At 72.2% G+C, this 13099-nt stretch carries 12 protein-coding genes; 4 read left to right on the top strand and 8 right to left on the bottom strand.

All coding sequences use genetic code 11. The annotated features are described in order from the left end of the window. Positions 1–144: 144 nt before the first annotated feature. The 3 genes from DQ392_RS04295 to DQ392_RS04285 all read right to left on the bottom strand — a co-directional run bounded on the left by DQ392_RS04295 (position 145) and on the right by DQ392_RS04285 (position 1726). Positions 145–681, bottom strand: a complete 537-nt coding sequence (locus DQ392_RS04295) for a Dps family protein (RefSeq protein WP_114014158.1) — start codon at positions 679–681, stop codon at positions 145–147. Between the two features lie 233 nt (positions 682–914). After that, on the bottom strand, positions 915–1286 hold the full coding sequence (locus DQ392_RS04290; protein WP_114014115.1) for a DUF1360 domain-containing protein: 372 nt from the start codon (positions 1284–1286) through the stop codon (positions 915–917). Positions 1287–1402: 116 nt separating this feature from the next. Beyond that, the gene (locus tag DQ392_RS04285; RefSeq protein ID WP_114014114.1) at positions 1403–1726 is read right to left on the bottom strand and encodes a plasmid stabilization protein; all 324 of its coding nucleotides are present in this window, start codon (positions 1724–1726) and stop codon (positions 1403–1405) included. A 250-nt stretch (positions 1727–1976) separates the two neighbouring features. On the opposite strand from DQ392_RS04285, the gene DQ392_RS04280 reads away from it, so the two are divergent. Then, a complete protein-coding gene (locus DQ392_RS04280; protein ID WP_181856267.1) occupies positions 1977–3128 on the top strand; it encodes an FUSC family protein in 1152 nt (383 codons plus the stop codon). Positions 3129–3209: 81 nt separating this feature from the next. Here DQ392_RS04280 and DQ392_RS04275 read toward each other — a convergent pair whose 3' ends face one another. The 4 genes from DQ392_RS04275 to DQ392_RS04260 all read right to left on the bottom strand — a co-directional run bounded on the left by DQ392_RS04275 (position 3210) and on the right by DQ392_RS04260 (position 7564). Continuing rightward, positions 3210–3710, bottom strand: a complete 501-nt coding sequence (locus DQ392_RS04275) for an ATP-binding protein (RefSeq protein WP_425470479.1) — start codon at positions 3708–3710, stop codon at positions 3210–3212. A 284-nt stretch (positions 3711–3994) separates the two neighbouring features. Then, on the bottom strand, positions 3995–4786 hold the full coding sequence (locus DQ392_RS04270) for an enoyl-CoA hydratase/isomerase family protein (protein ID WP_114014111.1): 792 nt from the start codon (positions 4784–4786) through the stop codon (positions 3995–3997). Between the two features lie 70 nt (positions 4787–4856). Continuing rightward, positions 4857–6131, bottom strand: a complete 1275-nt coding sequence (locus DQ392_RS04265) for a L,D-transpeptidase (RefSeq protein ID WP_245981169.1) — start codon at positions 6129–6131, stop codon at positions 4857–4859. Between the two features lie 218 nt (positions 6132–6349). Continuing rightward, a complete protein-coding gene (locus DQ392_RS04260; protein ID WP_114014156.1) occupies positions 6350–7564 on the bottom strand; it encodes a L,D-transpeptidase in 1215 nt (404 codons plus the stop codon). Positions 7565–7853: 289 nt separating this feature from the next. On the opposite strand from DQ392_RS04260, the gene DQ392_RS04255 reads away from it, so the two are divergent. Then, complete coding sequence (locus DQ392_RS04255; protein ID WP_114014110.1) at positions 7854–9137, top strand: MFS transporter; 1284 nt, start codon at positions 7854–7856, stop codon at positions 9135–9137. 106 nt (positions 9138–9243) lie between these two features. Here the strand turns inward: DQ392_RS04255 and DQ392_RS04245 are convergent, their stop codons facing one another. Then, complete coding sequence (locus tag DQ392_RS04245; RefSeq protein ID WP_114014109.1) at positions 9244–10320, bottom strand: FAD-dependent oxidoreductase; 1077 nt, start codon at positions 10318–10320, stop codon at positions 9244–9246. A gap of 114 nt (positions 10321–10434) precedes the next feature. On the opposite strand from DQ392_RS04245, the gene DQ392_RS04240 reads away from it, so the two are divergent. Both DQ392_RS04240 and DQ392_RS04235 read left to right on the top strand, forming a co-directional pair. Further along, positions 10435–11043, top strand: coding sequence for a TetR/AcrR family transcriptional regulator (locus tag DQ392_RS04240; protein WP_114014108.1), 609 nt, complete (start codon positions 10435–10437; stop codon positions 11041–11043). A 345-nt stretch (positions 11044–11388) separates the two neighbouring features. Then, positions 11389–12990 (top strand): M4 family metallopeptidase, encoded by a 1602-nt coding sequence (locus DQ392_RS04235; RefSeq protein ID WP_114014107.1) that lies wholly within the window; start codon positions 11389–11391, stop codon positions 12988–12990. Positions 12991–13099: the final 109 nt, after the last annotated feature.

Raw genomic sequence — 13099 nt, 5'->3', positions numbered from 1 at the left:
CGAACGACGGCCGGCAGGCAGCCGCCGGCGCGCCGCCTGTCGGACGGTGCGCCGGCGGCTGCCTGCCGGCTCGGGGTACCGCCGGGCGGGCAGGGCGTACCCGACCGGGTCGGGGCGCCGCTCGCCCGCCGGGGCCGGCGCGGGTCAGGGCTTGCCGCGTGCCCCCTGGGCGGCCTTGCCCGCGGCGGCCTCCTCGGAGTCGTGCGGGCCGGTGGAGAGCTTGCCTCCGGAGCTCTCGATGTGGGCGCGTACGAACCACTGGAAGAGCTCCAGCTGGCGCAGGTGCTCGATCAGCAGGTCCTGGGTGACCAGGTCCGAGGTGTCGGTGGCCTCCACGGCCTTGCGGTGGTCCTCGATGACGCCGGTGTAGACGACGTCGAGGGCGCCGAGGTGTTCGATGGCCTCGGCCCTGCCGAGCGAGTAGTCCTCCCAGGTGCGCTCGGCGACCAGCACGCCCGGGGTGCCCCAGGGGGAGCCGCCGAGTGTGGAGATGCGCTCGGCCGTGTTGTCGATCATCTCGCGTACGGCTTCGACCTGCGGGTCGAGCATCTCGTGGACGGCGATGAAGTGCGGTCCGATCACGTTCCAGTGCACGTGCTTGAGCGTCAGCGCCAGGTCGTTGAGGGCGTGCAGGCGCATCCGCAGAAGCCGGATGACGTCGCCGCCTTCGCTCGTGGACATGCCGGGGACGGTGTAGGAGGGGTTGGACCCGTTGCGCGAAGCGTTGGCTGCCACGGTGCGCTCCAATCGTGTGACTTCGTTGAGATCCGTACGAATTCCTGAGAATCGTCGGCGTGAACCTGAGGCGGTCCGGGGGGCCGCCGGTGTGCGGCGGGCGGCGTGCCGGGCGGGCCGAAGGGCGGCTCGGGCCCCCGCCGGGGGACGGGCCCAGCGCCGGGGGCGGCGTGTGCGCGTCAGCCTCCCGGCGAGTGCCGCTCCTGGGCCGCGGCGTACGGAGGGGGGAAGTCCGGGCTCGCGGCCTCCGCCGGGGCGCTGGTGCCCGCGTAGCGGGTGAAGGGGGCCCTGAACGGACTGGCCACCGCGTCCTTGGACACCATCCTGGACAGCTTGTGCGTGGCCAGGGTGAGGAGTACCAGTTCGCGGGGGCCGAGATTCTGCGGCGCCCGGTGTCCGGCGCAGCGGGCCGCGGTGGCGGCGCCCACGACGCCGGTACCGAACGACGAGAGCACGGCCAGGTAGCCGCCGAGCGGGCGGTCGGCGTCCGGCGCGTAGCGGTGCCCGTGTTCGTGTACGACGTCGCGGCGCGTACGCGGTCTACCCGGCATACAGCGTTACCTCCCAAGACGTGCGCCACCGGGTTCCCCGGCCGCGAGCGGCCAAACCGCCCGCGGGCGGGACGCCCACAGGGCACACCCCCTCGGCGACGCGCCTCGCTGGGTGCTCAGCGGCCGAGTGCCCGCTGGAGCTCCCGCTTGTTCATGTGGGACCGGCCCTCGATGCCCTTCTGCCGGGCCTCGTTGTAGAGCTGGTCGCGGGTGGGGCCGCCCGGGCCGCTGTGCGACCGCTCGCCACCGCGCTCGGGTGCGGGCTTGTCGCGCACGGAGGTGCGGCTGGCGGTCTTGGCCTCGCCCTTTTGGGCGCGCTCCTTGTTGACCGTGCGGGAGGCGATCTCCTTGGCGCGGCCCGTGGAGGTACCGCGCTTCTCGGCACCCTCCTTGACATGCTCGTACTGGCGTTCGCGCTTGGCGTTCGATCCGGCAGGCATGGTTCCTCCCTACCCTGAACTCGCAAATCCGTTTCATGCCGTTTGCTCGTTTTATGGTCCGCCGTCGCGCGCCGGACGGCGACCGCACCGGCGCACGCGACGGCCGGGTTCCACGTGCGGAAAGCGCCACACGTGGAACCCGGCATCGGCACCGTCCCCCGGAGCACCCGGGGCAGGCCCGCTCCGCGGGGCCGCGGCCTCGCACGAGCCGGTGGATCACCTCGCACGAGCACGAAAGGAGCGGGTCCGGGTGGACACGACGGACAGCCGATGGCGCCCCGCGGTGGTCGCTCGCGTGCGCCGGGCCGCGCACCGGGCGCGGCAGCAGGCGGGACCGGAGCGCGAGACAGCGCTCCTGCTCGCCAAGAGCGGCGCCGCGGGCGTGCTGGCCTGGGCACTCGGCGCCTATGTGATCGGCTCGCCGCAGCCCACCTACGCGCCCTTCACCGCCCTGCTGGTGGTGCAGTCCACGGCGTACCGCTCCCTGTTGCAGTCGCTGCGGTACGTGGTGGCCGTCGTGCTCGGCGTCCTCGCGGCAGGGCTGGTGGGGCCGCTGATCGGCGAGAACCCTCTCGCGTTCGCGGTGATGCTGTCCGTCACCTTGCTGATCGGCCGCTGGCGCCACCTGGGCAGCCAGGGCATCCAGGTGTCGATCGCCGGCGCGTTCGCCTACAACGCGCTCTCCGGCACCCATGTCCAGATGCTGTGGGAGATCATCCAGATGGCGCTGCTGGGCGCGGGCGTCGGCACCGTGATCGCCATGCTGGTCTTCCCCCCGCTGCGCTACCGCACCGCCGAACGGGGCATCGAGGAGATCTCCCAGGCCACCCAGCTCCTGCTCAGCGACATGGCCGACGGCCTCAAGGAGGGGCTGCCCACCGAGGAGACGGCGGAGGACTGGCTGCACCGCGCACGCCAGTTGGACGGCACGCTGGGCGCGGCACGCGAGGCCGTCGAAATGGGCGCGGAGAGCGTCGTCTACAACCCGCGTACCTGGCTGCATCACCGCACGACCCCGCGGAGTTTCCAGGGCTACCGCACGCTGATGGAGTCGCTGGGCCGTGCCGGTGAGCAGATCCGCAGCATCAGCTACGGGTTCGTGCGGTTCCACGGCGAGGACGCCGTCCCGCCGGGCGACGACTTCCTGTCCGCCTACGGGGAACTGCTGGAGAGCATCTCCGAGGCAGCCGGTCTGATCGGCTCCCTGGAGGACGAGGAAGGGGACGATCCCCTGCGCCGTGCCCTGCGGAAGTGCCGCGAGCGGTACGCGCGGCTGCGCGAGAGGGCGGAGGGCGAGGCCTGGCCCAGCCACGGGGTCCTGCTCACGGACGCGGACCGGCTGCTGGTGGAGTTCCGTCACGCCCACCGGCAGGGCGCGTCCCAGCCCCCGCGCAGGGGCTGAGCCACGCGCGGCCGACGCCACACAGGTGAAGTTCGGCCGCACCGGGCGCGCGCGGTCCGCGCGTCCTGGGGTCCCGGCGCGTCAGTCCGCGGCCCGCATCTCGAACCAGGTGGTCTTCCCGCGGGGCAGCAGGTCCACGCCCCAGCGTTCGGCGAGCGTGTCCACGAGGAAGAGGCCGCGGCCGCTGACGTCCAGCTCACCGACCGGCAGCAGGCAGGGCAGCCCGCGCGAGGGGTCGCGGATCTCCACGCGGATCCAGCCGGAGCGACGCAGCATGCGGAGGCCGATGGTGTGTGCGCCGGTGTGCCGGACCGCGTTGCCGACGAGTTCGGAGACGAGCAGCACCGTGCGCTCGGTGATCTGCGCGGAGACGGCCCAGCGCTGCTGGAGCACGGCCTGGGCGAGCCGGCGCGCGCGCCGCGCGGACTCGGGGAGGTTCACCAGCGGCACCTCCCGCACGGTCGGATCGCCCGCCCGGTCGAGGACGGTGCTCAACGGCTCGGCGTCCCACATCCGCGCGAGGTCTTCCGGAACCCGTTCGGTCACGCTCGCCACATCTCCCTGACCCGCCATGGCCCCCATCATGACGGCAGGCTCAACCCGTCGTGGGCGGTTCGGCGGTTTCCGGGACGGCACCGCGGGAGCGTCCGCAAGGGCACGCGGCGGCCCCGGGCGCGCCCCGTTCCGGACAGCCGCGCTCTGACCTGGCACGACAGTCGGCGCTCAGGTGATCACAAGGTGCCACGGACGGGCGCCGCTCCCCAGCGGAGCGGCGCCCACGATTCCCCCGCACGGTGCGGTGGTTGGCGTTGCCACGCTTTACGCCACCCCCAACCACCCCCCAGCCACCCGCTGCGGGCCGCGGCTCAGCGGAAGTTCGCTTTGCCCGGGCCCTCCTCGACGAAGCTGCGCATGCCGGTCTCGCGGTCCTCGGTCGCGAACAGCCCGGAGAACCAGTTGCGTTCGAGCGCGAGCCCCGTCTCGATGTCGGCCTCGATGCCGAAGTCGACCGACTCCTTGGCCGCGCGCAGCGCCAGCGCCGGTCCGCGCGCGAGCCGGGCCGCCCAGGCGTGGGCCCGCTCGTGGACCTCCGCGTCCGGCACCACGTGGTCGACCAGGCCGATCCGGTGGGCCTCGGCCGCCTCGACCGTCCGCCCCGTGAAGATCAGGTCCTTGGCCTTGGCGGGGCCGACCAGCCGGGAGAGCCGCTGGGTGCCGCCCGCGCCCGGAATGAGCCCGAGCAGGATCTCCGGCTGACCGAGCTTGGCGCCCTCCCCTGCGAACCGCACGTCCGCGCAGAGCGCCAGCTCGCATCCGCCGCCGAGCGCGTACCCAGTGACGGCCGCCGCGACGGGCTTCGGGATCCGTGCGACGGCGGTGAACGCCTCCTGGAGCCCGCGGGAGCGCAGGACCATCGCGGCGTGGTCCATCTCCCGCATCTCCTTGATGTCCGCTCCGGCGGCGAACACCTTCTCGCCGCCGTAGAGCACGACGGCCCGCACGTCGTCGCGGCGGGCCGCCTCCTCGGCGAGCGCGCGCACCAGGTCCTGGGTGGCGATGTCGAGGGCATTCATCTTGGGCCGGTCGATCCTGAGGGTGCCGACGCCGTCGGCGACCTCGAGGCGTGCGGTCGCGCCGCTGGGTTCGTCAATCGTCATGGAGGGAAGGTTAACGGCCGTTACGCAGCCGGAGGAGGGCACCGGATGTGTGCCGCGGGGCCACCGCGTCCTACTGCGGCGCCGTCCACTTCTCCCAGGGCACGTTCCAGCCGTTGAGGCCGTTGTCCGGGTCGATGGTCTCGTCCTTGGAGTTCTTGACCTCGACGACGTCGCCGACCATCGAGTTCTCGAAGAACCAGGCGCCCGGCGACCCGTTGTCCCCGCCGCCGCGTAGGTCGAACAGGCCGACACAGCCGTGGCTGGCGTTGACCTGGCCGAACTGCGGCTTGGGCGTCCAGTAGTTCCCGTGGATGAAGGTGCCCGAGGTGCTCAGGCGCATCGCGTGCGGCACGTCCTTGATGTCGTACTCGCCGCCGAAGCCGACCGTCTCCCCGTTCATCCGGGTGACCGGGTGCTTCTCGCTGATGACCATCTTGCCGTTGTAGGTGGGGTGGGCCGGGCTGCCCGAGGTGATCGGAATGGTTTTGATCTTCTTGCCGTCCCTGGTCACCGTCATGGACTTCTTCTCCGCGTCCACGACGCTGACCTGTTGCCTGCCGACGGTGAACTCCACCGTCTTGCGCTGCGTGCCGTAGACCCCCTCGGAGCCCTCCACGCCGCTGAGGTTCAAATCGAGGGTGACCTTCGTGCCGGACTTCCAGTACTCCTCGGGGCGGAAGTCCAGGCGCTGGTCGCCGAACCAGTGGCCCTCGACCTCCACCTTCGGGTCCGCGGTGACGGATATCGCCTTCTCCACCGCTTTCCTGTCGGACACCGGGCGGTTGAACTTGACGGAGACCGGCATGCCCGCGCCGACCTTGTCGCCGTTCTCCGGAGTGAAGTAGCCGACGAAGGTGTTCTGCGGCACGAACGTGGTGAACGTAGCGTGCTTGGCCGAGGCGCGGCCCTCGGTGTCCTCGGCAACCGCGTCGACCGTGTACTTCGTCCCCGCGGCCAGGTGGGTGGCGGGCTTCCAGGCCGAGCCGTCCGCGGTGAGGGAGCCCTTGACCGGGTTGTCCTTGCCGTCTGCGACGGTCACCTTCGTCAGCTTGCCCTTGGCGGCCGTGACCTTGAGCGCGCCGGAGGAGGTCTCGACGCCGTCGGCGCCGTCCTTGGGCGTGATGGCGACCACGGCCTCGGAGGGGCCCTCGGGCGCCTTCTCGCCGTCCTTGTCCTTGGCGCGGGCTCCGGAGCCGCCGCCGCCCCCGCAGGTGGTCAGCGTCAGCAGCAGGACGACGAGCAGCACCACGAGGCCGACGGCGGAACCGCCGATGACCTGTGCGCGGCCGTCCCCGCGTATCGACTCCCATGACAGCTTGCCCTTGGCCAGGTCCTTCAGGTCCAAGACGGCCCCATCCCTCATGTCCTCACACGGCTGCGCGCACCCGTGTGCGCCCCCGAACACGTCAGCGCGGCCGTCGGGCCGTGACGGCTCCTGAACGACGGCGTGCGCGCGTCTTGTTAGATAACCACACCGGAGCGACACGGCACGTGCCCGGGCGGGTCACCGTTCGGTCGCGGTTTTGGGGAGGTGAGACGGAGGGCCGAGGAGGGCCGGGGCGGTTACTTCAGCGCGGAGCCGGCCACCCACGTGTTCCAGGGCATGTTCCAGCCGCCGAGCCCATTGTCCGGCTTGACGGTGCTGTCGTGGGAGTTGCGCACGGTCACCAGGTCGCCGACGAGTGACTGGTCGAAGAACCGTCCGGCGGGCGACTTGTCGTCACCGCCGCGCTTGTCCGCCAGCCCGATGCACCCGTGGCTGGTGTTCTTCTGGCCGAACGTGCGCATGGGAGCCCAGTAGTTGCCGTGCAGGAAGGTGCCGCTGCGGGTCAGCCGCATGGCGTGCGGCACGTCCTTGATGTCGTACTCGTCGCCGAAGCCGACGGTGTCGCCGTTCATGCGCGTCTCGTCGAACTTCTCGCTGACGACCATCTTGCCGTTGTAGGTGGGGTTCTTCTTCGTCCCCGCCGTGATCTTCAGCTTCTCGACGGTGCGGCCCGCGCGCTCCACCGTCAGCGTGCGGCGCTCCACGTCCACGACGCTGCGCTGGTCGCGGCCGACGGTGAAGCGCACCTTCTTGCGCTGCGTGCCGTAGACGCCGGGCGCCGCCCGCACGTCCCGCAGCCGCAGGTCGAGGGTGACCTCCGTGCCCGGTTGCCAGTAGGTGCGCGGCCGGAAGTCGAGACGGTTGTCGCCGAACCAGTGGGCGGCGACGGGCACCTGGGGCTGCGAGGTGACGCTGATCGCGCGCTCGACGGCCGCCTTGTCGGCGATGGGGCGGTTGAAGTCGAGTGAGACGATCATCGCGGTGCCGACGGTCTGGTTGTGCTCGGGACGGAAGTAGCCGATGAAGCGGTGCGGCGGCACCCGGGTGGAGAAGGTGGCGTGCCGGATCACCCGGTCCCCCTCCGCGTCGACGGCCACCACGTCCACCACGTAGGTGCTCGCCAGTTCCAGCACCGTCCCCGGGCGCTGTCCTTCCGCGTGTTCGGCGGTGTCCGCTTCGGTGGCGGGCAGGGGGTGCCAGTTGCGCCGGTCGGGTGAGAACCGCCCGGCGACGGGCCGTCCCGCGTCCTTGCCCTTGCGCTCCATGCGCACGCTGTGCAGCCTCCCCTCGGGCACGGACACCTCGACGCGAGTGTCGGTCGGTACGTCGTCCGCCCCGTCGGCGGGCTTCACCTGGATGGCGTCCTCGGGCGGCTTCGCGTCGTCCATGGGGCCGCACCCGGCGAGTGCCGCACACAGCAGCGCGAGCCCCGCCACGAGGGCGCGCGCCATCCGGGTCACGCGTGCGCTCCGCGCCGCGCGCCCCGCCGTGGCGTGCGGCGCCCCGCCGTCTGCTGCCGTCGTACCGCGTACGCCCCGTGACATGGCTCGTCCCCGTTCCTGTGTGACTGTTCCGGCGCGTTGACTGCTGTCCGTCCCCCACGGACGTCCGGACCAACGAAGAGCGCGCGAAGGGGACACCACAACCACGCGAGTGAACGAGTTTCCTCTTGGGGGAGGCCCCGGCCCGGAAGCGAAAATCGCTCGCCGTGCGCGATGGTCCGGACCAGACTGGGGGCCCGTGACCTCTCCCGGTGCCCAGACGGCTTCCCTGCGCTCCCGTAACTTCGCCCTCTTCTTCACCGGTCGGGCCGTCGCCAAGCTCGGCGACGCGATGCTGCCCCTGGCGCTGTCGGCCGGTCTGATCCAGCAGGGCCACGGGCCCGGAGCGATCGGTGCGGCGCTGGCCTCGCTGACGGTCTTCCTGGCGGGGTTCGTCATCTTCGGCGGTGTCTTCTGCGACCGGTTCAACACCCGCGCCCTGATGGTCGGCTCCGACCTGGTGCGGGTGTGCACCCAGGGGCTGATGGCCGCGCTGTTCCTGACCGGGCACGTGGTGCTGTGGCAGGTGTGTGCGATCGGCGCGGTGAACGGCATCTGCGCGGGTCTCTTCCAGCCCGGTGTCGCCAGCACCATCCCCCGTGTCGCCTCGGACGTGCAGGGCGCCAACGGGCTGATCCGCACGGCCGAGTCGCTGGCGATGCTGCTGGGGCCCGCGGCGGCCGGTGCCCTGGTGGGCTCCTTCTCCCCCGGCGGGGTGTTCGTCGCGCACGCCGCCACGTACGCGCTCAGCGCGGTCTGCCTCGCGCTGCTGCGGCTGCCCGCACAGGCGCCGCGGGCCGAGCGCCCCACCTACCGCGCGGACCTGGCCGAGGGCTGGCGGGAGTTCAGGGCGCGCACCTGGATGTGGAGCGTCATCGTCATCTGGATGGTCTACACGGTCACGGTCTCGGGGCCGCTGGTGCCGCTGACCGCGGCCGAGATCATCCCCGCCGACGGCCCCGGCGTGTACGGACTGGTCAATTCGGCGCTCGGCGGGGGCACCGCGCTCGGCGGGCTGCTGGCCCTGCGCTTCCGTCCCGTGCGGCAGCTGCGCGCCGGGTCCCTCGCGCTGCTCGGCTGCTGCCTCTACCCGGCCGCCGTCGGCCTGGCGCTGCCGCAGGCCGCCATGATGGCGGCTGCCGCGGTATGGGGGCTGGGCGGCGGCGTCTGGGCCGTGATGTGGGCGACCAGCGTGCAGACGCAGGTGCCGGGAGAGATCCTCAACCGTATCCACGCCTACGAGGTGGCGGGCTCGCTGGCGATGATGCCGGTCGGCCAGGCGCTCGCCGGGCCCGCCGCACAGTTGTTCGGCGGCCGTACGGTGCTCCTCGCGGGCGGCTTCGTCATGATCGGGGTCAGCGCGGCCCTGCTCGCGGTCCCCGCGATCCGCAACCTGCGCTCGGTGACACCGGGCACGGCGCTCGCCTCGTCCGCCGGCGGCGCCCGCACCGCCCCCGACCACGTGCCGGACCGCGGCGCCTGACCTGGGCCTCCTCCCCCCTTCCCGGCTGCTCCCGCCCCCTCCGGCGGCCGCGCCCCCGTCCGCGGCCGCCGGAACCGCGCGCCGGGCGGCCCGGCGCGCGGTGCTCTCAGGGCAGCACCCGGAGCAGGGCGTCGCGGGCGCGGTGGTGCCGGGTGGTCATGAAGCGGTGCAGGTGGCGGGAGGCCCAGGCGGTGCGCTGGGCGCGGCGGCGACGCTCCGCGTCGTAGGCCCGCAGCGCTGCGGGCAGCCCGGCCCCCCGCGCGTGGGCGGCGACGGCGCGGGCGAGGGCTTCCGCGTCGAGAAGCGCCGTACACGCGCCCTGTCCGAGGTTGGGTGTCATGGCGTGTGCCGCGTCGCCGACGAGCGCGGTGCCGCCTCCGTGCACGAAGGAGCGCAGCGCCGGACGCAGGTGCCGCATCTCGTATCTGATCCAGTGGGCCGGGTTTGTCTCGGCGAGGATGCGCGGGATCGGGTCGTGCCAGCCGGCGAAGAGGGCGGGCAACTCGTCGGCGGTGGTGGCCTGTGGCGCCGTGGCGTACCAGTTGGTGCGGCCGGGCTCCACGGGTGTCATCCCGAAGAAGCGGCCGCGCCCCCAGGTCTCGCCGTGCCGGTCGGTCTCGAATCCCGCGGTGCCGATCCAGGCGGCGGTGGCGAGGCTCGCGGGCCGGCTGCGCGGCCCGAACGTGCCGGAGCGGACGGCGCTGTTGAGGCCGTCGGCGCCCACGACCAGGTCGTACGCGCACCGGAGCGCGGCGACGTCGAGGGCGGGCTCGCCCAGCCGTATGGGCACGTCGCCGTGTGCGTGCAGCGCGCCGGCCAGCGCGTCGATCAGGTAGGGGCGCGAGATGAGCAGTTCGGGGCGGTCGAACTTCGCCTCGATGCGCTCCAGCGGGAGGCGGGCGAGTTGCCTGCCGTCCGGCGTACGGACGGTCGCGTGCCGGTAGGGCACGGCACGGCGGCGCACGGCCTCGCCGACGGACGGGTCGAGCCGGTCGAGCGCCGCCTGCGCCGTGGGGTGGATGCCGAACGCGGTGCCGTAGCGCTCCAGTTCGGCGCGGCGTTCCATGACGGTGACCCGCCACCCGGCCCGCCGCAGGCCGAGCGCGGTCGCCAGCCCGGCGACGCCCGCCCCCACGACCACGGCCACGCCGGCCTCACCTCTCCCCACGGAGCTACTTCCCATGACGCCTCCCCAACGCACCCGATCCGCACTTCACCAGAACCACCACAGCTGTGGTACCACGCCTGAGGTAATCTTGCCAACCTGACACCCGCGCACCAAGGAGGGAGAGAGCGCGTGAATCCGGACCGCCGGGACCGGCTGCGGGACGCGGCCCTCCAGGTGCTGGCCGAAGCAGGCGGGCGCGGCCTGACGCACCGCGCGGTGGACGCGGCGGCCGAGGTGCCCACAGGAACGGCCAAGAACTACTTCCCCAGCCGCGACGCGCTCCTCCGCGCCGTCGCCGAGCGCTGCGTCGAGCAGTACCGCGCCACCATGGAGCACCTGGCCGCCGCGGGGCCCCCGCCGTCGGAACGGGCCGGCCTGGTGGCGCTGTTGGCGGGGCTGCTGGAGAACGTGGCGGGGCCCGGACGCCCCCGGATGCTGGCCTACCTCGAATTGCAGACCGAGGCCGCGCGCAGACCGTGGCTGGCGCAGGTGCTCGATCCGATCGGCACCTCGGACTTTCCGCTGTTCGAGGCCGCACAACGCGCCGCGGGGCTCCCGGTGACGCCGGAGCGGGCCGCCGCGGTCACCCTCGTTCTGCACGCGGCGATCCCGCACCTGCTCGCCCAGGGCGCGGGGACACTGGCCGCCGCGGGGCTCGACGACCCGGCGCGGTTCGTCCGCGGGGTACTGGATGCGGTCTACCCCGCGCCGACGGCCGCCGGACGCCACGGGAACTGACGGCTGCTCACCGGTCACCGGCCCGAGGGGCCCGAGCGGGGCGCGTCCGTGCGGCCGCACCGGAAGCCCCCTGGCGCGGGTCAACGACCGGACACAGGGGGCGCGTCCGCTATGCGGGCGCGGTTTTCGTAGCAACGAACAGAATCCGGCCAACCTCTGGTCAACGCGTGACGCACCGGTGACATGAACATGCAATTGGTGGCAGGCTGCCGACCGCACGGTGCGGGATGCGTACGCCAGAACGGCCCTCGGCCTAACTTCCGCACGGTGCCTCGCACGTGAAGTTCTGCCCGGACGGCTGACCACCCATGCCGCCCGGTCCCCACGGCAGAAGGAGCCACTGACGTGAGACCCCTCACCTCGAAGCAGCGGATATCCGCCCTCGCCGCCACCGCGGCCCTCGTAGCGGCGGGTGTCACCGCGGGAACCGCCGGCGCGGCCCCCAGCGGGGAGACCTCGGCCAACGGCGCGCTTCCCGCGCAGCTGAGCGCGACCCAGCACACCAAGCTGGTCAAGTCCGCGAACACAGAGGCGGCCAAGTCGGCCGACGCCCGCGCGCTGGGCCTCGGCGCCAAGGAGAAGCTCCACGTCAAGGACGTCGTCAAGAACAAGGACGGGTCCACACACGTCCGCTACGAGCGGACCTACGACGGGCTGCCCGTGCTCGGTGGCGACCTGGTCGTCCACAAGTCCGCGAGCGGCAAGCGCACCGGCACCACCAAGGCCACCACCGCGAAGATCGCCGTGCAGACCGAGGCGTCGTCCGCGCACAAGCCCACGCTCGCCAAGGCGAAGGGCAGCAAGGCCCCCCGCAAGGTCGTGTGGGCCGTCGAGGGCAAGCCCGTACTGGCGTGGGAGACCGTCGTCGGCGGTGTCCAGAAGTCGGGAGCGCCCAACCAGCTCCACGTCATCACGGACGCGAAGACCGGCAAGAAGCTCTTCGAGTTCCAGGGTGTCAAGGAAGGTACCGGCAACAGCCAGTACAGCGGCAAGGTCGAGATCGGCACCTCGGGTTCGTCCGGCAAGTTCACGATGACGGACGAGAAGCGGGGCGGGAACAAGACCACGAACCTCAAGAACGGCTCCAGCGGCGACGGCGAGCTGTTCACGGACGAGGACGACACCTGGGGCGACGGGACGGTCAAGGACCAGGCGACCGCGGGCGTCGACGCCCACTACGGCGCGGGCCAGACCTGGGACTACTACAAGGACGTGCACGGCCGCGAGGGCATCGCGGGCGACGGCAAGGGCGCGGTCAGCCGGGTCCACTACGGCGACAACTACGTCAACGCGTTCTGGGACGACTCCTGCTTCTGCATGACCTACGGGGACGGGCAGAACAACGAGCACCCGCTGACGGCGCTGGACGTCGCCGCGCACGAGATGTCGCACGGCGTCACCTCGACCACGGCCAACCTCAACTACGCGGGCGAGTCGGGCGGCCTGAACGAGGCGACCTCCGACATCTTCGCCGCGGCCGTGGAGTTCCACGCCGACAGCCCGGAGGACACTCCGGACTACATGGTCGGCGAGAAGATCGACATCAACGGCGACGGCACCCCGCTGCGCTACATGGACGAGCCCAGCAAGGACGGCCAGTCGCTGGACTACTGGGACTCCAACGCCGGTGACGTGGACGTCCACTACTCCTCCGGCATCGCCAACCACTTCTTCTTCCTGCTGTCGGTGGGCAGCGGGGAGCGCGAGGTGAACGGCGTGCAGTACAACTCGCCCACCAAGGACGGCTCGAAGGTCGACGGCATCGGCATCGAGAAGGCCGAACAGATCTGGTTCAAGGCGCTCACCGAGCAGATGACGTCGACGACGGACTACGCGGACGCGCGCAAGGCCACCCTCGCGTCGGCCACCGACCTGTACGGCGCCGACAGCGCCGAGGTCAAGACGGTCGAGGCCGCCTGGAAGGCGGTGAACGTCACCGGCAGCTGACAGCCGCCGGCCGGCCTCCGACAGCCGGCGACTGATCGCGGGCGTTGCCGGGCCCCGCCCCCTCCCGGGGCGGGGCCCTTGCGTCGTGTGACGTGCCCGGGGCGTGTGG

The organism is Streptomyces reniochalinae, from assembly GCF_003323735.1.
In the GTDB taxonomy this organism is placed as follows: domain Bacteria; phylum Actinomycetota; class Actinomycetes; order Streptomycetales; family Streptomycetaceae; genus Streptomyces; species Streptomyces reniochalinae.
The sequence above is the reverse complement of the archived record's forward strand: the minus strand, read 5'-3'. Positions and strand labels throughout refer to the sequence as shown.